Origin of the sequence: Denitrificimonas halotolerans, from assembly GCF_034259425.1 — a bacterium.
GTDB lineage: Bacteria > Pseudomonadota > Gammaproteobacteria > Pseudomonadales > Pseudomonadaceae > Denitrificimonas > Denitrificimonas halotolerans.
The window spans coordinates 90,819-114,215 of sequence record NZ_JAXIVU010000003.1; the positions used below are offsets into that span (position 1 = coordinate 90,819).

At 44.6% G+C, this 23,397-nt stretch carries 25 protein-coding genes; 10 read left to right on the forward strand and 15 right to left on the reverse strand.

Going from position 1 to position 23,397, the window contains the following annotated elements:
- The first annotated feature begins 153 nt into the window (after positions 1–153).
- The 3 genes from TOI97_RS03740 (at position 154) to TOI97_RS03750 (ending at position 2,822) form a co-directional block, all read left to right on the forward strand.
- Positions 154–1,194 (forward strand): AraC family transcriptional regulator, encoded by a 1,041-nt coding sequence (locus TOI97_RS03740; RefSeq protein ID WP_321552781.1) that lies wholly within the window; start codon positions 154–156, stop codon positions 1,192–1,194.
- 140 nt (positions 1,195–1,334) lie between these two features.
- A complete protein-coding gene (nagB, locus tag TOI97_RS03745; protein ID WP_321552782.1) occupies positions 1,335–2,084 on the forward strand; it encodes a glucosamine-6-phosphate deaminase in 750 nt (249 codons plus the stop codon).
- A gap of 27 nt (positions 2,085–2,111) precedes the next feature.
- Positions 2,112–2,822 (forward strand): DUF4197 domain-containing protein, encoded by a 711-nt coding sequence (locus TOI97_RS03750; protein ID WP_321552783.1) that lies wholly within the window; start codon positions 2,112–2,114, stop codon positions 2,820–2,822.
- A 120-nt stretch (positions 2,823–2,942) separates the two neighbouring features.
- On the opposite strand, the gene TOI97_RS03755 is transcribed toward TOI97_RS03750, so the two are convergent.
- Positions 2,943–3,719 carry a ferredoxin--NADP reductase gene (locus TOI97_RS03755; protein WP_321552784.1) on the reverse strand — a complete coding sequence of 259 codons (777 nt, stop codon included), beginning with the start codon at positions 3,717–3,719 and terminating at the stop codon, positions 2,943–2,945.
- 162 nt (positions 3,720–3,881) lie between these two features.
- Positions 3,882–4,247 (reverse strand): glutathione S-transferase N-terminal domain-containing protein, encoded by a 366-nt coding sequence (locus tag TOI97_RS03760; RefSeq protein ID WP_321552785.1) that lies wholly within the window; start codon positions 4,245–4,247, stop codon positions 3,882–3,884.
- A gap of 125 nt (positions 4,248–4,372) precedes the next feature.
- Here TOI97_RS03760 and TOI97_RS03765 point away from each other — a divergent pair, with 125 nt between their 5' ends.
- Positions 4,373–4,582, forward strand: coding sequence for a DUF3820 family protein (locus TOI97_RS03765; RefSeq protein WP_321552786.1), 210 nt, complete (start codon positions 4,373–4,375; stop codon positions 4,580–4,582).
- A gap of 179 nt (positions 4,583–4,761) precedes the next feature.
- On the opposite strand, the gene TOI97_RS03770 is transcribed toward TOI97_RS03765, so the two are convergent.
- The 4 genes from TOI97_RS03770 to epmB form a co-directional block, all read right to left on the reverse strand.
- The gene (locus TOI97_RS03770; RefSeq protein WP_321552787.1) at positions 4,762–4,962 is read right to left on the reverse strand and encodes a transposase; all 201 of its coding nucleotides are present in this window, start codon (positions 4,960–4,962) and stop codon (positions 4,762–4,764) included.
- Complete coding sequence (locus TOI97_RS03775; protein ID WP_321552788.1) at positions 4,949–5,119, reverse strand: hypothetical protein; 171 nt, start codon at positions 5,117–5,119, stop codon at positions 4,949–4,951. The genes TOI97_RS03770 and TOI97_RS03775 overlap by 14 nt, the downstream gene beginning before the upstream one ends.
- A gap of 271 nt (positions 5,120–5,390) precedes the next feature.
- Entirely contained in the window at positions 5,391–6,773 is a 1,383-nt protein-coding gene (dbpA, locus tag TOI97_RS03780) for an ATP-dependent RNA helicase DbpA (protein WP_321552789.1), read from the reverse strand.
- Positions 6,774–6,853: 80 nt separating this feature from the next.
- The gene (gene epmB, locus TOI97_RS03785; RefSeq protein ID WP_321552790.1) at positions 6,854–7,873 is read right to left on the reverse strand and encodes an EF-P beta-lysylation protein EpmB; all 1,020 of its coding nucleotides are present in this window, start codon (positions 7,871–7,873) and stop codon (positions 6,854–6,856) included.
- A 33-nt stretch (positions 7,874–7,906) separates the two neighbouring features.
- Here epmB and efp point away from each other — a divergent pair, with 33 nt between their 5' ends.
- The 3 genes from efp (at position 7,907) to TOI97_RS03800 (ending at position 10,189) form a co-directional block, all read left to right on the forward strand.
- Positions 7,907–8,473 (forward strand): elongation factor P, encoded by a 567-nt coding sequence (efp, locus tag TOI97_RS03790; RefSeq protein WP_321552791.1) that lies wholly within the window; start codon positions 7,907–7,909, stop codon positions 8,471–8,473.
- Positions 8,474–8,550: 77 nt separating this feature from the next.
- Entirely contained in the window at positions 8,551–9,480 is a 930-nt protein-coding gene (gene epmA / locus TOI97_RS03795; RefSeq protein ID WP_321552792.1) for an EF-P lysine aminoacylase EpmA, read from the forward strand.
- Between the two features lie 151 nt (positions 9,481–9,631).
- Entirely contained in the window at positions 9,632–10,189 is a 558-nt protein-coding gene (locus tag TOI97_RS03800) for a peptidylprolyl isomerase (protein WP_321552793.1), read from the forward strand.
- A 52-nt stretch (positions 10,190–10,241) separates the two neighbouring features.
- Here the strand turns inward: TOI97_RS03800 and TOI97_RS03805 are convergent, their stop codons facing one another.
- Positions 10,242–10,682, reverse strand: a complete 441-nt coding sequence (locus tag TOI97_RS03805) for a YtoQ family protein (protein WP_321552794.1) — start codon at positions 10,680–10,682, stop codon at positions 10,242–10,244.
- A 68-nt stretch (positions 10,683–10,750) separates the two neighbouring features.
- The gene (gene apbC / locus TOI97_RS03810) at positions 10,751–11,845 is read right to left on the reverse strand and encodes an iron-sulfur cluster carrier protein ApbC (RefSeq protein WP_321552795.1); all 1,095 of its coding nucleotides are present in this window, start codon (positions 11,843–11,845) and stop codon (positions 10,751–10,753) included.
- A gap of 166 nt (positions 11,846–12,011) precedes the next feature.
- Between apbC and metG the strand changes: the two genes are divergently transcribed.
- The 3 genes from metG to TOI97_RS03825 all read left to right on the forward strand — a co-directional run bounded on the left by metG (position 12,012) and on the right by TOI97_RS03825 (position 16,330).
- On the forward strand, positions 12,012–14,063 hold the full coding sequence (metG, locus tag TOI97_RS03815; RefSeq protein ID WP_321552796.1) for a methionine--tRNA ligase: 2,052 nt from the start codon (positions 12,012–12,014) through the stop codon (positions 14,061–14,063).
- 160 nt (positions 14,064–14,223) lie between these two features.
- A complete protein-coding gene (locus tag TOI97_RS03820; RefSeq protein ID WP_321552797.1) occupies positions 14,224–15,552 on the forward strand; it encodes an alpha/beta fold hydrolase in 1,329 nt (442 codons plus the stop codon).
- Positions 15,545–16,330, forward strand: coding sequence for an MlaA family lipoprotein (locus TOI97_RS03825; RefSeq protein WP_321552798.1), 786 nt, complete (start codon positions 15,545–15,547; stop codon positions 16,328–16,330). The genes TOI97_RS03820 and TOI97_RS03825 overlap by 8 nt, the downstream gene beginning before the upstream one ends.
- A gap of 7 nt (positions 16,331–16,337) precedes the next feature.
- Here TOI97_RS03825 and rnhB read toward each other — a convergent pair whose 3' ends face one another.
- From rnhB to bamA, 7 genes are all read right to left on the reverse strand, one after another.
- On the reverse strand, positions 16,338–16,940 hold the full coding sequence (gene rnhB / locus TOI97_RS03830; protein ID WP_321552799.1) for a ribonuclease HII: 603 nt from the start codon (positions 16,938–16,940) through the stop codon (positions 16,338–16,340).
- Entirely contained in the window at positions 16,940–18,085 is a 1,146-nt protein-coding gene (gene lpxB, locus TOI97_RS03835; RefSeq protein WP_407651311.1) for a lipid-A-disaccharide synthase, read from the reverse strand. The genes rnhB and lpxB overlap by 1 nt, the downstream gene beginning before the upstream one ends.
- Positions 18,085–18,861: an acyl-ACP--UDP-N-acetylglucosamine O-acyltransferase gene (gene lpxA / locus TOI97_RS03840; protein ID WP_321552801.1), complete on the reverse strand. Its 777-nt coding sequence runs from the start codon at positions 18,859–18,861 to the stop codon at positions 18,085–18,087. The genes lpxB and lpxA overlap by 1 nt, the downstream gene beginning before the upstream one ends.
- Positions 18,858–19,298, reverse strand: coding sequence for a 3-hydroxyacyl-ACP dehydratase FabZ (gene fabZ / locus TOI97_RS03845; RefSeq protein ID WP_321552802.1), 441 nt, complete (start codon positions 19,296–19,298; stop codon positions 18,858–18,860). Before fabZ ends, lpxA begins: the two co-directional genes overlap by 4 nt.
- 152 nt (positions 19,299–19,450) lie before the next feature.
- Positions 19,451–20,476: a UDP-3-O-(3-hydroxymyristoyl)glucosamine N-acyltransferase gene (lpxD, locus tag TOI97_RS03850; RefSeq protein ID WP_321552803.1), complete on the reverse strand. Its 1,026-nt coding sequence runs from the start codon at positions 20,474–20,476 to the stop codon at positions 19,451–19,453.
- Position 20,477: 1 nt separating this feature from the next.
- Entirely contained in the window at positions 20,478–20,981 is a 504-nt protein-coding gene (locus tag TOI97_RS03855; RefSeq protein ID WP_321552804.1) for an OmpH family outer membrane protein, read from the reverse strand.
- A 47-nt stretch (positions 20,982–21,028) separates the two neighbouring features.
- Positions 21,029–23,368: an outer membrane protein assembly factor BamA gene (gene bamA, locus TOI97_RS03860; protein ID WP_321552805.1), complete on the reverse strand. Its 2,340-nt coding sequence runs from the start codon at positions 23,366–23,368 to the stop codon at positions 21,029–21,031.
- Positions 23,369–23,397 lie beyond the last annotated feature (29 nt).

Below are 23,397 nucleotides of genomic sequence, written 5' to 3' on the forward strand. Positions count from 1 at the left end.
ACATAAAAATGCACAACACTGACGCTTTACACAAACACGGTCAGATCAGTAGTGTTTAACACAATAGACAGCTCTTCTACGCTTCTCAATGACCCTAACCAACAGTTTCATGATTATAATGAACACCTTAACATTCAAATTTAAAGCGCTGTTATGACATCACGACGCTCTAGCATACGTCTCGGAGATTTATCCGTAGGCTTTGTTCAAAGTATTAGTGCTGCTGTTAAGCAACATGGTCATCATGTCAGCCAACTGCTCGAGCGCTTTGAGTTAAGCCCAGAACGCCTTGCTGAACCTCATGCGCGCCTTTCCATTCCCCGCTATATGCGCTTAGGGCACGCAGCTACTCAACTGACAGGCAATCCAGCTTTAGGTCTAGTCATTGGCCAACACAGCTCGCTCAATCACCTTGGACTGGCAGGTGTAACTGCTTTGCAAGCGCCTACAGTACGTGCAGCCGCCCGCTGCATCACGCGTTTTGAACCTTTATATGCAAAAAACTATCGAGGCAAGAGTCAGTTCTATGAAGATAGTAATGGAGCTTGGCTGAGTTTCTATTCCATTGCACCTTATAATGCATACAATTTTTTTGTCGTCGAATCGGTACTTCTCGGTTGGCTCAACCACCTTAGACAAGTCTGCCGAAGCCAAATGGATATTGAGTGCCTGCAGATAGAATACCCAGAGCCCAGCTATGCTGCGGACTTTGCCACCTACACTCAAGGCACTGTAGACTTTTCCGCCGCACACAACCGTTTACGCTTAAGCCAACCCAGTTTAGCGCTGAGGAATCCACATCATTGCCCAAATACTTGGCATGCTTTACTTGAGCTTTGTGAAGAACAACTTGCCTTAAAAACACACAACTATGGCTTAGTCGAGCAAGTTGCCCAACTCATAGCCCCTTTATTAAAAAATGGCGAACCTCACATTGAACATATTGCACAAAAAATGCAGATGCCCAGCTGGACACTGCGTCGCAAACTGGCAACTCAGGGCACACAATTTCGCCAGCTGGTCAATGACACTCGTTTTGATTTAGCTTGCAATTATATTCGCGATACAGATCTGAGTTTTAGTGAGATTTCTTGGCTACTGGGCTTCTCCTCTCCTGAAGCCTTTCAACGTGCCTTTAAACGCTGGGCTAAACAAACACCCGGCGAGTTTCGCAAAGCGATGACACGCAACTAAAGAGTCTTCAATATTCATATGCAGCGCGAGAAGCATTTGGCATTATTAAGCAACAACGCTATATACAACACTCATACACAGCTATACTTTCAACAATCAGTATATGCTGTTCTTTTTTCCTTTTTGACGACTCTTAATCTATGTATAAAATTTTCGACACAGTAGACGAAGTCTCTCGCTACACAACCCAACGCCTGCTGGATAAAATCAGAACACAGCCGACCGCAACCTTAGGTTTAGCTACAGGCAGTACAATGGAGCCTGTATACGCGCAGCTTTTAGCAAGCCTTCACAATTCACCACTGAATGTATCTAAGCTCACCACATTTAATCTTGATGAATACATTGGCTTAAGTGCGGACCATCCACAAAGCTATAACTATTACATGCATCAACACTTATTTAATCAGCTTGATATTCCAGAAGAAAGTATCCATTTACCTGACGGTTTAACCGACAACATTGACTCAGCGTGCCAATGTTATTCCAACGCCATTAAAGATAAAGGAGGTTTAGATCTACAACTGCTAGGTATTGGTACCAATGGCCACATTGGCTTCAATGAGCCTTTAACCAGTTTCAATAGTCGTACTCATGTAGTTGAGTTATCTGAGCAAACTCGTATCGATAACAGCCGCTTCTTCAACAACAAAGCTGAAATGCCAACCCATGCATTAACTATGGGTATCCTAGATATCTTAGAAGCCAAGGAAATTATTTTAGTGGCTACTGGGAAACATAAAGCTCAGGTCATGGCTCAACTATTTCACAGCTCGATCGACGAAAGCCTACCGGCAAGCGCATTGAAAAAACATAACAACCTAACCATTGTCTTAGATCGTGAAGCAGCAACATTACTTCCCGAGCAGGTATGCAAAAACGCTGTTTAAACGCAACACCTACCGAGGAAAAACACTATGCGTATTTATCTAATTGGATTCATAGGACTGGTGTTTACTGCTCAAGCCTACGCCTTCTCTATCAGTGATTTAGGCCAAATTGTGAGCCAAAACCAAGCGCAGTCCCCAACACAAACTCATAATGATTTACGTTCCATTCTTGAGCAAAGTGCACGCCTTGCTGTTGAGCAGTTAGGACAACCTGGTGGTTTTAGCAGCAACCCTAAGGTACAAATTAGCCTGCCTGGCAATTTAGGAAAAGCAGCTCAAGCGATGAAAATGCTTGGCCAGGGCCAGCAAGTGGCTGCTCTAGAAGCTAGCATGAACAGCGCAGCAGAAAAAGCTATTCCACAAGCACAAGTGCTCCTGCTTGATGCGATTAAAAACATGTCACTAACTGACGCTAAAGATATCCTAACCGGCCCTGAAGACTCCGCCACTAGCTACCTAGCCCGTAGCAGCCGCGACCAACTGCGCAATCGTTTCCTACCTATCATTCAACAAGCAACAAAAACATCAAATTTAGCCCAGCAATACAACAACTTTGCTACACAAGCAGCAAACTATGGGGTCATTGATGCTAAAGATGCTTCTTTAGAAAGCTACGTAACTGAACAAACCTTAAATGGTTTATTTAGTGTTATGGCTGAGAAAGAAAGTGCAATTCGTCAAAACCCTGGACAAGCTGCCGGCGATATTGCTGAAAAAGTTTTTGAGTTCTTACGCTAAAAAAATCCGAGTTCGAAACACTATCGAACTCGGATCTTAGGCATTCTGCAACGAAAAAAAGCCAATACGGTGCTCGGCTCAAGCAAGTATTTTATTAGAAAATAAAACAACATCTGAATCTTATTTTTCTACAAAAGCACGTTCAATCACATAGTCAGCGGCATGCCCTATGCGCTTCGATACTTGCATACCAAACTCATCCAACATTGCACTAATATCTTGAAGCATATCGGGCCCCCCACAAATCATAGCGCGATCTTGCCCAGGATTAATGGTTGGTAAGCCAATATCTGTAAACAGCTTACCACTGCGCATCAGCTCGGTAATCCGTCCCTCATTGCGAAAGGACTCACGCGTTACCGTTGGGTAATAAATCAACTTCTCGCGTATTTGCTCACCAAAATACTCATGTTTAGGCAAGTTCTCAGTAATAAAATCACTGTAAGCCAAGTCACTCACACGGCGCACACCGTGCACTAAAATAACCTTCTCAAAACGCTCATATGTTTCAGGGTCTTGGATCACACTAATAAAAGGTGCCAATCCTGTTCCAGTACTAAACAGATACAAGTTTTTTCCCGGTAACAAATCACTGAGCAACAAAGTACCCGTTGGTTTTTTACTGATACGGATCAAATCACCAGCTTTTACATGCTGCAAACGCGATGTTAATGGACCATCTGGAACCTTAATGCTAAAAAACTCCAGATGATCCTCATAATTTGGGCTCACAATGGAGTAGGCACGCATTAAAGGTCGTCCTTCGACCTCTAAACCAATCATCACGAACTGCCCATTCTCAAAACGCAAACTAGTATCGCGGGTGGTTTTAAAACTGAACAAGCTCTCATTCCAGTGATGGACACTGAGTACTTGCTCAACATTAATATTGCTCATTACTGGCTCCAACATAAGAAGAATGCTTAAAGTGTAGGTTTAAAATTCTAGCCTGTTAAATGGTTAATAGGCATAAGCATAAGCGCAAACTGCCATTATGTTCGCTGTAACCGAGTTGCAATCCATGAAGCGAAGAGCACCACTCTTTAAGGGCAAGAAAAATTACGCAAATCGCTCTTTTAGATAAGCAATAATATCATTGGACTCATACATCCAACGCACGCCCCCCTGCTCTTCAATGCGTAAACATGGCACCTTAATGCGACCACCTTGCTCGAGCAGTTCTTGACGGAACTGTTCATTATTTTTTGCATCACGTAGTTCTACTGTTAAATTTAAGGCATGCATGGCACGTCGTACTTTTACGCAAAAAGGGCACGCTTTAAATTGGTATAGAGCCAAAGAAGCGGTAGCTTCATCAACCTCTGCCTGTTTTTCTACAGTGCGCTGCTGCGGCTTTGGACGGGTTAACCAGTCACCGAAAATAATGAGTTGGCCTAAGCCATTACGCAAACCTTTTACAATCATTTGATCCCTCTTGAACAAGAAAATAAGAGCTAAGCTTATAATTTAAGTTTAATGTTAGACACAGGTGCACATCTAGATAATATTTGCGACTATAGCAGTCTCACCCATTCTTATGTAATTAAGCTATGCAACCCAACGACTTACAACGTCTCGTAACTATACGTATGCCATTTGGAAAATACCAAGGTCGCCTCATTGCCGACCTACCTGGGCAATATTTAAACTGGTTTGCCCGAAAGGGTTTTCCGAAAAACGACTTAGGGCGACTACTCGAGCTCATGCATGAAATCGATCACAATGGGCTAAGCGATCTACTGACACCACTACGCAATTGATATTCTCCCCGCACTAAAAGCGTGGACTCCTACTGCTCGACAACATACCCAGCTGCAAGAATTTCTTGCACTGCGTTTACGTGAGTAACGCCACACCCACCACTCGTCCATTCTCTTATTCCAAGCCCTACGATACCTTTCGGCCTCGATTCGGGAAAGTTGCCACAACTCGAACAGGTTTAGGTGGTGTATGCCTCGTCAATTTCCTTAAAAACAATGCCTGCGTGAGCGCATTTATAGTCCAGCATTGTTTTTAATTGACCCCAGCCAGCATCCATCACTGACTTGGCCATCGTGGTTTTAACGAGTTTTAAGCTACTGACATTACCCACATAGATTTCACCGCAGCGATTGACCAGCTTACGGCTAAACTTGTGCAATGCGTCTTTCTCTACGGTTAGCAATCTTAGCGTGAAGGGTTTTGACTTGGGTTTTATTTCTAGCCCGTTGTACTATGGCTAATTTTTCCTCAAGGCCACGATAGAAGCGGCCCGCTTCCAGCTTGGTGCCGTCCGAGCAGGTGGCAGTGTCGGTCAAAAATCTCTTTTGCTCTGCTCGATACAACAGCATCAAATACTTTTCTGCGTTACTTGGTGACAAGTATCAAATGATAATTGAGAAAAAGACTGAATTCACACTTATATCTAATAGCACTTACTTTCAAGCCCATCCATGCTTAAGACTGAATTTTTATTTCATCATGCAAACACCTAAAGGCAAGATCAAAATCGCACTCATCCCACCACCTAAAAGCTGGAGAAATTCTGCTAGCAATTGATTAAAAAGTACACGAAATCCAAGCAGACGGCTAAAGCACTCGCACTTTTAAGCTGCGACCTTTAATTTTACCTGCTTCTAAACGCTGCTGCGTTTCGCGTGCTAACAAACGCTCAACAGCAACATAAGCCTGATGATCAAAAATAGAAATCTTACCCACCTGCGTGCCTTTAAGACCGCCGATCCCAGTCAATGCACCTAAAATGTCACTAGGACGTAATTTATCTTTACGGCCCGCTGATATACACAAAGTTGCCATTATTGGTAATAAAGGTCGATCATCAGACACCTTCAAACCATTCATCGCATGCCAGTTCAATGGCCTTTTCAGTTGCTCTTCAATAGCGTTAGCACGCTGCCCTTCTTTAGGTGCAACTAAACTGATGGCTATCCCTTTAGCACCTGCGCGCCCCGTTCGACCAATACGGTGGGTATGAATTTCAGGATCACGTGCCAACTCAACATTAATCACCATGGGCAGGTCATCAATATCCAATCCACGTGCAGCCACATCTGTAGCGACCAAAACACAGCAGCTACGATTACTAAATAACGTCAACACCTGATCACGGTCACGCTGCTCTAAGTCGCCGTGCAGTGCCAGTGCTGATATTTTCTGGCTATTGAGATAATTGGCCAAGTCTTGCGTTTGTTGCTTAGTAAAGCAAAATGCCACACAAGCTTCTGGTCGATAATGTCGTAATAAACGCTCAACAGCTGCTTCACGCTGCTCAGGAGTGATTTCGTAAAAATGTTGCTCTATCTGATACTCGGCATGTTCAATATCAGCTTCAATATGCGCCGGTTCCCGCAAAAAGCTCGCTGCCAATTGCTGAATACCCTCAGGATAAGTAGCTGAAAATAAGAGCGTCTGACGGCGTTTTGGCGTGAATTCAACAATGCTGGCAATGCTGTCATAAAACCCCATATCCAACATTCGGTCCGCCTCATCTAACACCAAGGTGTTCAACCCAGACAAGTCCAACGTCCCTTTACGAGCATGCTCTAAAATACGTCCTGGCGTGCCGACCACAATATGCACGCCATGCTCTAAAGAGCCAATTTGCGGGCCAAAAGGTACACCACCACATAGTGTGAGGATTTTAATGTTATCCAACGCGCGAGCTAAGCGACGAATTTCTTTAGCCACTTGATCTGCCAACTCGCGAGTTGGACACAATACTAGAGCTTGGCAGCCAAAGTAACGCGGATTCAATGGTGATAACACACCAACACCAAAAGCAGCCGTTTTACCACTCCCTGTTTTAGCTTGGGCAATAACATCCTTGCCTTTCAAAATCACCGGCAGGCTTTGCGCTTGAATCGCAGTCATACGGCTATAGCCTAGATCATTTAAGTTACTTAATAACGCCGCCGGCAACGGCAAACTTGCAAAATCAGTTGTTGTGCTCACAGAATCTCTAACCTTAGTAAATACAACGCTCAGTGTAACAAGCCCCGTCTATCTTGAGGCACTTTATCTAGGTTTTAATGTTAAAAAGCATGTAATGGCGTTTTGTGCGGTTGCCCAGCCTCCTCACGCACTAGCTTTGGTACTAAGTAGCCAGGTAAGCGAGCCAACATTTGTTGATATAAAGCATATGCCTGAGCGCTGCTCACATCAAAATGTTGTGCGCCTTGCACGCGATCTAACACATGCAAGTAATATGGCAACAAATAATGATTAAAAAGCTGCTCACTGAGTTCAATCAGCACCTCTGCTGTATCATTCACACCTTTAAGCAGTACTGTCTGGTTAAGCAAGGTCACCCCTGCTTGACGCAATTTCAGTAAACGCTCTGCATGTAACGGCGACAACTCTTGCGGGTGATTAACATGCAATACTAAACTGCTGCGCAAGCGCGTAGCCGTTAAAATTTCAGTGAGTTGATCTGTTAATCGCTCAGCGATCACGACCGGCAAGCGTGAATGAATGCGCAAACGCTGCACATGTTCAATCCCTGATATCTGCTCAATCAACTCTGCTAAATGCTCATCCTGCAGCATCAGAGGGTCACCACCACTTAAAATCACTTCGCTGATACTGGCGTCTTGCGCGATATAAGTTAAGGCAGACTGCCACTGTGCCCGAGCCAATCGATTTTCGTTGTAAGGAAAGTGCCGACGAAAGCAATAACGGCAGTTTACTGCACATCCACTGGCAGCCAATAACAATACGCGCCCGTGATATTTATGAATAATTCCCGTAGCAACATTCGTGTTTTGCTCACCTAATGGATCGACGGTGTAACCTGGGTGCATTTCTTCCTCGACCCGTTGTGGCAAGACCTGCAATAATAGGGGGTCACGAGGATTACCTTTTTGCATACGCTGCATAAATGGGCGTGGCACCAAGACAGGAAACTGCTTGGCTGCACTGAGCCCATCAGGAAAATTCTCTGGATGCAGTTCCAGTGCTGCTAATAACTCATCACTACTGCGTAGAGACTGTGCAAGCACGTGTCTCCAATCTGTTTTAATAAAAATATTCTCGGTTTGCGCTACAATAGGCATTTAATAAGACCTTAAACACGACAGGATTGCATTATGGCCAACTATTCTACCAACGAATTCAAACCAGGACTGCGCGTCTTGGTCGATAATGAACCTTGTATCATGATTGATATCGAGTTTGTTAAGCCAGGCAAAGGCCAAGCATTTAGCCGCGTAAAGCTGCGTAACATCCGCACTCAACGCGTCTGGGAGCGTACATTTAAGTCCGGTGAAAGCGTAGAAAGCGCTGATATCGTTGAACGTGACATGGAGTACTTATACTCAGATGACGAATTCTGGTACTTCATGGCCACAGATGGCTCGTTTGAGCAGCTCGGTGCTAGCCGCGAAGCTTTAGGCGACACAATCAAATGGCTTAAAGAACAAGTGGTTTATGAAGTTTTACTATACAACGATGCTGTTGTTTCAGTATCCGCACCAAACTTTGTTGAGCTGGATGTGATTGAAACGGACCCAGGCTTAAAAGGTGATACTGCTCAGGGCGGCTCTAAACCCGCTAAGCTTAGCACCGGAGCTGTAGTACGTGTACCACTGTTTATCGTAGAAGGTGAAAAACTTAGAATTGATACCCGTACTGGCGAATACGTCAGTCGTGCCTAAGCTTTAACCAGTATCATGATAAGGGAGCTTGAAGCTCCCTTATTTATTTTCCGATCTTCAACAGGACTTCATTGACTATGCATACATGGTCACCTAGTGCGCCACGCAGTGCTTTAGTAGCGCGCCAACAACTATACCGTAACATTCGTGAGTATTTTTATAACCGCGATGTGCTTGAAGTGGAAACGCCCCTACTCTGCCAGGCCCCAGTTGCCGACCCCAACATCACGCCTATACAAGCTGATCAACGCTGGCTACATACTTCACCTGAGTACGCAATGAAACGCATGTTATGTGCAGGCTACGGTGATATCTATCAGATTTGCAAAGTCTTTCGTCAAGGCGAAGCTGGTAAACGCCACAATCCGGAATTTACCATGTTGGAGTGGTATCGTGTGGGTTGGTCATTACCTCAATTAATGGATGAGGTGGCAGACTTACTTAAAATACTCTTAAGCGAACGCTTTAACCCGCTTCCCTGCCTGCATCTTTCTTATGCACAAGCCATGCAAACCTATGCACAGCTCGATATACATCACTGTAGTGCGAATCAGATCTCAGCACTGGGTCAGCAACTTGCCAATGCTGATTTAGACCTCAATCGTGACGGTTGGCTCGATATCATTATGAGCCACCAAGTTGAGCCGGCTTTACCCAAAAACACACTAGTATTTATCAGCGAATTTCCAGCCTCACAAGCAGCTTTAGCTCGGCTCGCTAACAATGCCGAAGGCATCACTATTGCTCAACGTTTTGAAGTATTTTTTAACGGCATGGAACTGGCCAATGGGTACCACGAACTCACTGATGCAAAACAGCAGCTCGAACGCTTCAAACATGAATTGCAAGATACACAACGTCCACATGATGCACATTTGATCAGCGCATTAGAATATGGTTTACCAGATTGCTCTGGTGTTGCACTAGGGCTGGACCGTGTTTTGCTACACCTCTTAAATGCACAGCATATTGCTCAAATCATCAGCTTTGATTGGACTCGTGCTTAGTTGGCTCGCTTAACCCTATCCCAATGACCTACAAACGACTCTATAGCCCACTAGCGCTCCATGCTAAACTGCTCATCCCATAACCTACTCACGTAATCAGCCGCCCCAAAATGCTAGGGCAACCCTGCTACGCTTAGACATCGAGGTCACTATGCTCAAGAAAATTTTACTCTCTGCTTGCCTGTTATTTACGGCACAGACCACGCTCGCTGCTAATAACCCTCACGTGGTGATCCATACTAATTTTGGCGAAATTGAATTAGAACTCAATGCCGAAAAAGCTCCCATTACCGTACAAAACTTTCTCGGTTATGTGGATGAGCAACGTTATGACGGAACCATTTTTCATCGCGTCATCCCAGGTTTTATGATTCAAGGGGGTGGTTTTGATAGCAAAATGCAACAACAAGATACTCGACCTGCTATTAAAAACGAAGCCAATAACGGTTTACGCAATGATCGCGGCACTGTAGCCATGGCTCGTACCAGCGCACCACATTCAGCAACCATGCAATTTTTTATCAACCATGCTGACAATGACTTTTTAAACCATAGCTCTCGCGACTTTGGCTATGCTGTGTTTGCCACAGTGGTACGCGGCATGCCTATTGTTGATCAGATCGCTCAAGTTACAACAGGCAGCTACCAAATGCACCAGAATGTACCCGTTGAACCCGTTCTCATTCAAAGCATTAAACGCGTTGAATGAGTGCTTCACTGAAATAAAAAGCGCGCTTAAAGCGCGCTTTTTATTAACTAAATCAGCCTTGCAGAGTATAACGTAAAATTTCAACAACCTGCTCCGACGTCGTCGCCCACGCCATCGCGGCTGCATCCACTTCCTTCAACGGATGGACAATATCCTCTGTATGCAAAGTAATATAAGGCTTACCTAAAGCAGCACAATAACCCGCATCAAACGCAGCATTCCACTGTTTATACTTATCACCAAAACGAACTACCACTAAATCGCTTTGCTCGATTAAAGTTTTAGTGCGAATGGCATTCACTTTTGCCGATTGATGATCTCGCCAAAAGTTATTTTCTTGCGCACCAAGGTGATCCCCTGCAGCATCGCTCGCATCATGATCAGTCACAGGTGCAGTAAAAACAACATCTAAGCCTAAAGCTTCAGCTCCCTGCTGAATTTCTTCACGCCATGAGGTATGAATCTCTCCGGAAAGATAAACATTAAAACTCATTTTCTTACTTCTCCTTAATAAAGCAAAGGCATCTGCAAGCAAATGCCTTTGTCATACACAGGTCCCGCTTAATCATCACTGATTTCAATATTAGGCATAGCACTGCCTTGCGCATTTAACACACTTAAACGAGCGCCTACGGTACGTGCCAACTGCTGATACACTAGCGCAATTTGGCTTTCAGGATCAGCTCCTGCTGTGGGTTTACCACCATCGCACTGCAAGCGAATAGCCATAGATAAAGGTAATGAGGCAAGCAGCTCAGCGCTATAGCTCTCTGCCAAGCGCTCACCTCCCCCTTCACCAAATAAGTGTTCGGCATGGCCACAATTAGAGCAAATATGCACAGCCATGTTTTCTACCACACCTAAAATTGGAATGTTCACCTTACGGAACATCTCAATTCCCTTGCGCGCATCAAGCAAAGCAATATCTTGGGGTGTGGTCACAATCACGGCACCAGCTACTGGCACTTTTTGCGCTAAAGTCAGTTGAATATCGCCAGTGCCTGGCGGCATATCTACGACTAAGTAATCTAAATTATCCCAAGCTGTTTGGGTGATCATTTGTAATAAAGCACCAGATGCCATAGGCCCACGCCATACCATGGGCGTATTATCAGTGGCTAAAAAAGCCATCGACATAATGGAGACACCATGCGCCTGAATTGGCACAAAATACTTTTCATCACGAATAACAGGCTTCGTTCCACTTGGCACACCAAACATAATGCCCTGGCTCGGCCCGTAGATATCACCATCTAAAATGCCAACACGTGCCCCTTCGCGAGCTAAGGCTAAAGCCAAGTTTGCTGCAGTAGTTGATTTACCTACGCCACCTTTGCCTGAAGCCACTGCAATCACATTTTTTACACCAGCTAAAGTAGGAACTTCTGCCTTACTCGGCGCGGCCTTAATATCAGTCGTAACACTGACTTCTGCGCTGCTTAAACCTGGCATCTGCTCCAGACTCATTTTTAGCATCTGTGCCCAACCCGCTTTAAATTGATCTGCGGGGTAGCCCAACTCCAGTTGTACAGCAACACGATCGCCTTGAATATCAATAGCACGCACACAACCTGCGCTTACCGGATCTGCATTTAAATTAGGGTCTATCAAGCCACTCAGGGTTTCTTCAACCGCAGCTCGGGTTACTGCACTCATGATGTTCTCCACTGCAAAATAGACTAAACGATAGGCATTCTAACCTAATCTAACCACTAAGACCTCAACCCTAGACAAACCAAACTAGCACAAGGGGTGAAAAAAACGGCCAGTGCCTATATAGTAGACTGCTTATTTCTATTCACTTTTAGTAGTTAGGAAGACCATGAGCGAAGCCCGCAAAATTTTAGTGACCAGCGCCCTCCCCTATGCCAACGGTTCTATCCACCTAGGCCATATGCTTGAGTATATTCAAACTGATATGTGGGTTCGCTTTCAAAAAATGCGCGGCAATCAATGCGTTTATGTCTGCGCTGACGATGCCCATGGTTCAGCAATCATGTTGCGCGCTGAACACGAAGGCATCACCCCTGAGCAGCTGATTGATAATGTCCACGCCGAACATAGCGCTGACTTTGCCGATTTCTTAGTTGATTTTGATAATTTCTATACCACTCACAGTGAAGAAAACCGAGAGCTGTCAGAAGAAGTTTATAAGCGTCTAAAACAAGCCGGTCACATTGCTACACGTTCAGTGACACAGTACTTTGATCCTGAAAAAGGCATGTTTTTAGCTGACCGTTTTATTAAAGGCACCTGCCCAGAATGTTCAACACCTGATCAGTACGGTGATAACTGCGAGAAATGTGGTGCCACATATCACCCAACTCAACTTAAAGATCCACATTCAGCTATTTCCGGTGCCACACCAGTTTTAAAAGACTCGGAACATTATTTCTTTAAGCTGCCTCACTTTGAAAGCATGCTAACAGAGTGGACCCGCAGTGGCACCTTACAAGACTCTGTTGCCAATAAACTTGCAGAATGGCTCGACAGCGGCTTACAAGAGTGGGATATATCCCGTGATGCACCTTATTTTGGCTTTGAAATTCCAGGTGCGCCAGGCAAATACTTCTACGTTTGGCTTGATGCCCCCATTGGCTATATGGCCAGTTTTAAAAACCTGTGCGCACGCCGCCCAGAACTGGATTTTGATGAGTTTTGGAACAAAAACTCTCAAGCGGAGCTCTACCATTTTATTGGTAAAGACATCATCAATTTCCACGCTTTATTCTGGCCAGCCATGCTCGAAGGAGCTGGTTTCCGCAAACCAACAGCAGTAAATGTACATGGTTACTTAACCGTCAATGGTGCAAAGATGTCTAAGTCACGAGGCACCTTTATCAAGGCACGTACCTATCTTGATCACCTTAACCCAGAATATTTGCGCTACTACTACGCATCGAAACTCGGGCGCGGTGTGGAAGATCTAGACCTCAATCTTGAAGACTTTATTCAAAAGGTTAACTCTGACTTAGTCGGTAAAGTTGTCAACATTGCTAGCCGTACAGCAGGATTTATTCAAAAAGGTAATGCGGGCAAACTTGTTGCTGAAATACCTAATCCTGAACTATGGGATAAATTCCAAACAGCAACCCCTTCGATCGCCAAAGCCTTCGAGACCCGTGATTTTGCTCGAGCCATGCGTGAAACCATGGCGTTGGCCGATGCCGCTAACGCTTGGATTGCCGATCAAGCACCTTGGGCGATGAATAAAGTAGAAGGCCAACAAGCGCAAGTTCAAGCCGTTTGCTCACAGGCAATTAATCTCTTTAAGCAACTGATTATTTTACTCAAACCCGTACTGCCTAAACTTGCAGCTGATGCTGAGCAGTTCCTTAACGTCTCAGCACTGGATTGGAACGATCTCGGCGTGTATCTAGGTGAGCACCAGCTCAATCCATTCACCCCTTTATTAACGCGTATCGACCCGAAAAATATCGAAGCTATGATTGAATCATCAAAAGAAGATTTATTAGAAATGGAAAATGCTACCAACACCGAAACAAACAACAGCAATGGCGAGTTAGATAAAGAACCACTAGCTAAAGAAATTGACTTCAATACCTTTGCAGCAGTGGATTTGCGCATTGCCTTAATTGAAAAAGCAAACTTTGTCGAAGGTGCAGATAAGCTATTACAACTGACTCTCGATTTAGGTGGAGTCAAACGCAATGTCTTCTCAGGTATTAAAAGCGCCTACCCCGACCCTTCAGTCTTAGAAGGCCGTCTCACTTTATATGTTGCCAACCTCGCAGCACGTAAAATGAAATTTGGCACATCTGAAGGCATGGTACTGGCTGCTGGCCCTGGCGGTAAAGAAATCTATCTACTCAGCCCTGACGCAGGAGCTCGCCCAGGTCAGCGTGTCATGTAAGATGTAAGCCCCTCAAAGCATAGCTGCTAAAGTAGCAGCTATGCTTCAAAGTAAGGGATCAGATATCAACCTTAGGCCTACAGCTATTCACTTAATTACAGCTCCAATCCTAGCGTCCTAGATACACTCGACGCTTCAGCTCCCCCTGCGAGATACTGTTATGTGTAAACGCTTGCTCACGCCACTTCTACTTGTCCTCAGCTTACTGAGTACTTTCTCGCTCTCCAGCCAAGCTAAAGAGGTGTCTACTGATTACCAGTTCCCACTGCACAGTCCATTTGAAGCTACCATTGCTGGCACTCCAAGCGCATTGCGTCCGCCTCTACCGGATAGTGACAATATTCACCAGCATGATTACACTTTACGTTTGCGCCCAGAACGCGAACATTCTTTACCTAGCAACTTCTGGCCCGTAAAAACTTTTCGCTACCGCTTAGCATCGCAAAAAGGACCAGCCCCCTTAGTTTTTATTATTGCTGGTACAGGCGCACACTATACTAGCGGTACTATGGAGTACTTAAAGAAGCTGTTTTATGGAGCAGGCTTTCACGTTGCACAAATTTCCTCGCCTACCTCTTATGATTTCATGGTGGGCGCCTCCCCTTACGCAACACCAGGCTACTCACCACAGGATGCATTTGACTTATATGCAGTCATGCGCGCCATTAAACAACAACAAAGTAATCTTGAGGTCACTGCGTGGCATTTAACCGGTTACAGCTTAGGGGGCTTACAAGCAGCCTTTGTCAGCCACTTAGATGAACGCGAAGGCACCTTTAATTTCAAGCGAGTACTATTACTGAATCCTCCAGTGAATCTCTATACTTCAGTGAGCAATCTAAACCGGCTCGTTCATACTCAAGTACTCGATGAGCAAGACCCTCGTACGTTTTATCAGTTGATGCTGGATAAAATCACCCACTATTTCAGCAGCAAGGGACACTTCAATTTTGATGAAGCAGTCCTATTTGAACTACAAAGCTCATCACAAAAATTGACCTCTAATGAATTAGCTATGCTCATTGGCAGTGTCTTTCGTTTTGCTGCCGCCGATATCAACTTCACATCGGATCTCATTAACCGCCGCGGTATGATCACTCCCATCCAAAAACGAATTTATGATGGTACCAGCCTCACCCCCTACTTTAAAAAAGCTTTACTATGTGACTTTGAATGCTATATCGAAAAACAATTACTGCCGCTATGGCGAGTGCACTTCAAAGATAAAATGAGCATTCGCAGTAAGGGCTCTGACCTAGAAAAACTCACTTATGCCAGCAGTCTGTATGCACTGTCAGGTTATTTAAAAGCCAATCACAAAATAGCGGTCATGCATAATGCTGATGACATTATTTTAGGCCCCGGTGATCTAGGGTTTTTAAAGCAACACTTTGGTGAGCGCGCAACCATTTACCCCTATGGTGGACACTTAGGTAATTTAGATTACCGCGATAATGCTGCCGACATACTGGAGTTTTTCCATGAGTAAAGCCCGCTTATTACGTAGCCTTAGCGCTGGAAGCGTACTCTGCTTAGCAGCTTTTCAAGCCAGTTGGGCAGAAAATATTGATGCTGACGGTTTTAAAAACCCACTACAACAATTGCAATTTAATTCTCAGCAAGATGTCTTTGAATTTGAGCGCGCTACTCTTGATGCACTGCATATCAGCGACCCTTTAGAGCAATGGAATCGTCGTGTTTATCACTTCAATTACCGTTTTGATCAATGGGTATTTTTGCCCGCCGTGCGAGGCTACAGCACAGTTACGCCCCACTTTATTCGCAAAGGTGTCAGCAACTTCTTTAGTAATCTCGGGGAAATCCCAACTCTAGCTAATAATATCTTGCAGCTGAAAGGTCACCGTAGCATGGAAACTACAGCCCGTATTTTATTTAATACGATCCTCGGTATAGGAGGTCTATGGGATCCAGCAAGCAAAATGGGATTAATAAAGCACAAAGAAGACTTTGGTCAAACGCTTGGCTTTTACGGTGTACCGCCAGGACCTTATTTGATGCTGCCATTCCTAGGCCCATCAAACGCACGTGACACTGGTGGTATTGTGGCCGATTTCAGTTTAGATAAAGCCGTAGATTGGATGAATATGGCGGAAACTAGCCGGCGTAATCCAGAAATTTATGGCTTACAAATCGTTGATCAGCGCTACATCACCAAACTGCGCTACGGCCAACTGAACTCCCCCTTTGAATATGAAAAAATTCGCTACGCCTACACTAAAGCAAGAGAATTACAGATTGCTGAATAACCCATAATTATGGCTCTTCAAAAAAACGCCGCACTGGAGCAAATGAGCGGCGGTAAATAGGTGTGGGACCCAATTCTTGCAACGCCTTCAAATGTGCAGGTGTAGGGTAACCTTTATGCTTAGCAATCCCATAACCAGGATATATCGCATCCAACTCAACCATTTCACGATCACGGCTGACCTTAGCTAAAATTGATGCAGCAGAAATTTGCGCGATTAAGCCATCTCCTTGCACCACCGCCTCGCTTGGCATACTCAACTTGGGGCAACGATTACCATCAATTAATGCCAAGTCAGGCCGAATGGATAACCCCTCAACCGCACGCTGCATAGCTAGCATGGTCGCCTGTAGAATATTCAAGCGATCAATTTCCTCAACATCCGCACGGGCAATGCACCAAGCTAAAGCTTTCTCTTGAATCTCATCAAATAAAGCCTCACGTGTTTTCTCTGTGAGTCTTTTTGAATCATTAAGACCCGCAATAGGACGTAATGGATCAAGAATCACTGCCGCAGTTACAACCGGACCACATAAAGGCCCACGCCCAACCTCATCTACCCCAGCAATACGCTTAGCTGTATCCGCTTGCTGTAATAAATCCAACTGCATCACCGAAACTCAACCAGTTGCAAAACACTTTGAGCTGCCCGTTCAGAAGCATTACAACGTATCGACTCATGCAGTTCAGCAAATCGCTGTATCTGCTTCGAACCATCTTCAAGCTGTTCCAAAACAGCCTCAGCCAAAGCCTCTGGCGTGGCTGCATCCTGGATAAACTCTGGCACAAGCATTTCTGCTGCTAATAAATTGGGCAACGAAACATACGGGCTTTTGACCATCTTTTTGAGTAACCAATGGCTAGTCGGTGCAAGTTTATAAGCCACTATCATAGGCTTTTTAAACAACATTGCCTCAAGCGTTGCCGTACCTGACGCAATGAGCACCACATTACAAGCCTGCAGTGCAGTTTGTGACTGTCCTGCTAAAATCTCAATGGGTAGATTCGGCATATCTTTTATGATTTCAGCCAACTGTTGCTGACGGGCAGCATTAGCTGCTGGAATAATAAAACGCAGCTGCGGTTTTTCAGCCAGTAATAGACGCGCTGTTTCTACAAACAAGCCACCTAACTTCGCCACTTCTCCACCACGGCTCCCTGGGAGTAAGGCAACCACTTGTGCATCACGAGGCAATCCTAATTGCTCACGAGCCGGCGAAGGATCATGTTTCATCGCTATACTGTCAGCCAAAGGATGACCAACAAAGCATACAGGCACCTGATGCGCTTTATAAAACTGCGCTTCAAAAGGCAATAAAGTCAGCATTAAATCGCAAGCTTTGCGAATTTTAAATACACGCTTCTGTCGCCAAGCCCACACAGATGGGCTGACATAGTGCACAGTCTTAATGCCCGCTTGGCGCAGCTTCAGTTCAATATTGAGATTAAAGTCCGGCGCATCAATGCCAATAAAAACATCTGGCTTTTGCTCAATTAGGGTTTTAATCAGGCGCTTACGGCGTGCCAACAATTCTGGCAGACGTCCTAGCACTTCCACTAACCCCATAATGGCTAAACGCTCCATTGGAAAGTACGAAGTCAAGCCTTGCGCTTCCATTAGTGGACCGCCAACACCAATAAACTCAATATGCGGGGAATGTCTGCGCAGTGCTTGCATCAAGCCTGCACCCAATATATCGCCCGATGCTTCTCCAGCAACTAAAGCAACTTTTAAAGGTGCTTGCACGCCTAGCATTAGCGAGTAATACCACGTGAAGATTTGCGAATCGAATCACAAAATAGTGCTACCTCAGGGAATTCTGCTGCACTGTTTTCCAGTGCACTTAAAGCAGCATCAATCGTTAAGCCTTGACGATAAACCACCTTGTAAGCTCGGCGTAAGGCTTGAATCGCCTCAGTAGAAAACCCACGGCGACGCATACCTTCAAAGTTCATGCTCCGCGCTTGTGCTGGATTACCTGCAGCAGTAATAAAAGCGGGGATATCTTTCCCTACGGCTGTACCCATTGCGGTAAAACTATGGGCACCAATATGACAATACTGATGCACCAAGGTGTAGCCCGACAAAATCGCCCAATCATCAATATGCACATGACCGGCTAGAGCTGTGTTATTGACGATAATACAATGATTGCCCAACACGCTATCATGGCCAATATGTGCATAGGCCATAATTAAATTATGATTACCAATGGTTGTTTCCGACCGGTCTTGCACTGTCCCACGATGAATTGTGACCCCTTCACGAATCACATTATTATCACCAATAACTAAGCGCGTCGCTTCACCACGGTATTTTAAATCAGGAGTGTCCTCACCAACGGAGGAGAACTGATAAATATGGTTATTGCAGCCAATACGCGTTGGCCCTTTAATCACCACATGTGAGGCAATAATTGATCCAGCGCCAATTTCAACCTCTGGACCAATGACCGTCCAGGGTCCAACAGTTACATCATCCGCAAGCTTCGCTGACGGATCAATAATGGCTCTAGGATCAATTAAACTCATAGCTTACGTTCCGCACAAATAATTTCAGCTGAACAGACTATTTTATTACCCACACTGGCTTCGCAGTTAAACTTCCAAATACCGCGCTTAGCACTGATAAAACTCGCTTTAAGCTCAAGTCGATCTCCAGGAACTACCGGCTGACGAAAGCGTAACTTATCAGACCCAACAAAATAATACAGCGTACCATCGTCTGGTGACGCATCCATCATTTTAAAGCCCAGCACACCTGCCGCTTGAGCCATAGCTTCAATAATCAGTACACCTGGCATAATTGGATGCTGCGGAAAGTGACCGTTAAAAAAAGGCTCATTAATCGTTACATTTTTATAGGCATGAATTGTATTCTGCTCTAAATCAACATCTACCACACGGTCCACAAGCAAAAACGGATAACGATGTGGTAATAGCTGACGAATTTCGTTGATGTCCATCATTTATATAAAGCCTTGATCAAATAAGTGAGGCTGTGAATACCATATACACAGGCCTATCACCTGTAATCTAACGGCACTTAATACGCTAAATTTAAAAAAACCAATAGCAATAAAGTTCGATAAAGAATCAGATGATATATCTATATTAAAGGTCACTTCTGATTGTTTTTTTCCAATGTCCGGACCCGTTTAGCTAAATCATCGAGCTGACGGAAACGCACGGCACTTTTCTTCCAATCAGCTGCCGGTTGCATTGCTGTACCTGATGAATAAGCCCCAGGTTCAGTAATTGAGTGCGTTACCATTGTCATGCCTGTAATAAATACGTTATCACAGATATCGATATGACCGACTAACCCTACTCCGCCGGCCAACATACAATGACGACCAATTTTTGCGCTACCAGAGATACCTACGCAGGCTGCAATCGCTGTATGATCACCAATTTGCACATTATGAGCGATTTGAATTTGGTTATCTAACTTAACGTCATTACCAATTAAGGTATCTGACAAAGCACCACGATCAATCGTGGTATTAGCACCAATTTCAACATCATCTCCAATGGTGACCCCACCAATTTGCGCAATTTTATGCCAACTTCCCTTGTGCTTAGCAAAACCAAAGCCTTCACCGCCAATCACTGCACCCGATTGAATCACCACACGTTTACCAATTTTAACATCATGATAGAGTGTGACTCGAGGCGCTAAACGGCCACCCTCTGCAACAATGCTGCGCGCACCAATAAAGCATTGCGCACCAATGCTTGCACCAGCACCAATTACAGCATGCTCATCAATAACGACGCCAGGTCCAATGCTTGCAGTTGAATCAATTAAAGCGCTTTCAGCTACAACCGCACTAGGATGGATGCCAGCAGCTTGTTTTGGTGTGCGATCAAAGTGATGAGACAGCTGTGCATAAGCCACATAAGGGTCATCGACAATCAAGCAGTCACCCGAGTACTCAGCAGCATCCGTAGCGGATAAGAGCAAAGCACCGGCTTGGGTGTGTTCTAACAGTTTTCGGTAGTGCGGATTGGATAAAAAACTCAGCTGCTCTTCGGTTGCATCTTGCAGTGTTGCTAAGCCGTAAATCACTTTTTGCGCATCACCGCGCAGCTCAGCACCGAGAGTCTCGGCCAGCTGAGCTAGGGTAAAATTAAGTTGTTTCATATCAACGCATCTGATTCATGCGCTCAATGACACGCAACGTAATATCATGTTGTGGCTTAACATCAACCACTGCACCTGCTTCTAGCACGATATCGTAGTTACCTGCTTTAATAACGGCCTCAACAGCTTTGTCTAACTTAGGTTTTAATTGCTCAAGCATTTTACGGTCTTCCAATGCTTTAGCTTCATTTAAATCTTTAGACTGAGTTTGAAAGTCACGCGCCTTCTGCTTGAACTCCAGCTCTAAACGCTCAAGTTCTGCCTGTTGCATACGCTCACCACCTTTAATTAAGCGGTCTTGAATGCGCTTTGCATCACTTTCTAAGCCTTTGAGTTTATTCAATTGTGGACCAAATTTTTTCTCAGCATTAACAGCATACTTTTTAGCCTCATCAGACTCCAATAACGCCATCTGATAATCTAAAACTGCGATTTTCATATTCGCAAATACTGGGCCACTGATTAGCACTGTAGCCAGTAAAAACAACCGAGTTAACTTACGCACAATAATGCACTCCTAAAACCATAGTTATTTATCAAGTTAAAATTCATTTAGAACGTTTGACCCAGTGAGAATTGGAACACTTGGGTATCTGCATTATCAGGCTTTTTAATTGGCGCACCTAAACTAAAGCTTAACGGTCCAAGCGCAGTTACCCAAGTCAGGCCCACACCAACAGAACTGGCCAGATTATCGTACTTAATGCCACACCCTGCTTCATTACGATTCTTCTGAGCCTTACTACAGTTGGTGTCAAACACATTACCTACATCCCAGAACAAGACCGTGCGTAACGAACGCTGATCTTTAACAAAAGGCATCGGGAATAATAATTCCGCACCACCTTGAATCAATACGTTACCGCCAAAGGGTAATGGGTCATCTGGATCATTATCACTTGGCGTACCACGCGGACCTAAGCTACTGTCTTTAAAGCCGCGTACTGAGTTAAAGCCACCGGCATAGTAATGCTCATAAAATGGCATTTCAGACGTTGAACCGTAACTATCGGCATAACCTAAATCAGTATGGAAACGTAAGGTGTAGTTTTTAGTCAAGGGGGCAAAAATTTGCCCGCTATAATCTAAACGGTAAAAACTTAAATCACTGCCAGGAATCGTCACTTCACCCACTAAGCTCTGCGAATGACCGCGTGTAGGCATCAAACCGCGATTCAGTGCAGACTGCGACCAACCAGCAGAAGCTTTAAAGTTCGTATACTTATCACCCTCTTTCTCAGTAAACTCATGAATTTCTTGAACTGTATATCGCCCCGTCTTTAGCTTATCTTGTTGCGCATTCAGACCAAAATTCAAGCGTGACGTTTCACTGATCGGATACCCCACATTAATACCGCCACCAAAGCTATCAACGGTATAGTTTGAAATCTCATCATTAAGCTTACTGTAGTCAGTAGAGCGGTAAAACGCATTGTAACCTAGACTGACACCATCAACGGTCCAGTACGGATCAACAAAACTAAAATTATAGTTACTTTGGTAATCACTGCGTGTCAAACCTAAGCTTACTTTATTACCAGTTCCTAAGAAGTTACTTTGACTTATAGAACCACCTAGAATCAAACCCGCATTCTGTGCAAAACCAACACTGGCAGTAATGGAGCCTGATGGCTGCTCTTGTACACTGTAGTTCACTTCAATTTGGTCATCAGTTCCCGGCACTGCTGGAGTTTCTACGTTAACTTCCTTAAAGTAACCAAGGCGCTCCAAGCGTGTTTTAGACTGATCAATCAAATAGGTTGAAGCCCAACCGCCTTCCATTTGACGCATTTCACGACGCAACACCTCATCTTTAGTTTTGGTGTTACCACGGAAGTTAATACGGCTGACATAAGCACGTTTACCCGGATCTATCACATAGGTCAAAGAGACTGTATTGTCTTCATCATGCGGTTCCGGTACACCGTTAACGTTAGCAAAGGTATAACCTTCGTTACCTAAACGACGAGTAATCAATTCGGTTGTCGTTGTCATAACTTGACGTGAAAACACCTGCCCTTCACGCGACAATAATAAAGCTCGAATATCTTCTTCAGGGACTTTTAAGTCACCCGATAACTTAACATCACGAATAGTGTACTGCTCACCTTCGTCAACGTTAACAGTGATATAAACGTGTTTTTTATCCGGTGTTATCGATACTTGCGTTGAAGTTATATCCATATTGATATAACCGCGGTCAAAGTAATACGAGCGCAAACGCTCTAAGTCACCAGACAATTTTTCCCGAGCATACTTGTCGCTGCTACTAAAGAATGAGCGCCAGTTTTTAGTTTTCAGCTCAAATAGATCCGTAAGCTCTTCATCATCAAAAACCTTGTTACCAACAATATTAATGTGTTGGATGGAGGCCACAGCGCCTTCTTTAACTTTAATTTTTAAAGCCACACGGTTACGTGGCTGTTTAATCACTTCGGTTTCAATATTGGCTGAGTAACGCCCTTGAGCAACATACTGGCGCTGCAACTCATTGCGTACACCATCCAGTGTAGCCTGTTGGAAGATTTCCCCCTCAGCTAAGCCAGAGTCTTTCAAACCTTTTAATAAGTCATCTTTACTGATGGCTTTATTTCCCTCGATCTCCAAGCTAGAAATCGAGGGACGTTCAACTAGATTAACAATCAGAACGTTACCATCACGACTGAGCTGAATGTCTTCGAAAAAACCTGTTTTAAAGAGTGCTCGAGTGGCTTCAGCCAAACTACGCTCATCAATAGTCTCACCAACATTAAGTGGTAAAGCACCGAATACACTGCCCGCAGACACACGCTGTAAGCCGTTAACACGGATATCAGAGACAGTGAAGGGCGCAGCGTGAGCTTCAGAAATTATTAGCGCGGATATAACCGCAGGTAGCAGCAGACGTTTCATGCACACCTTTCTATTTCAACGATATATAT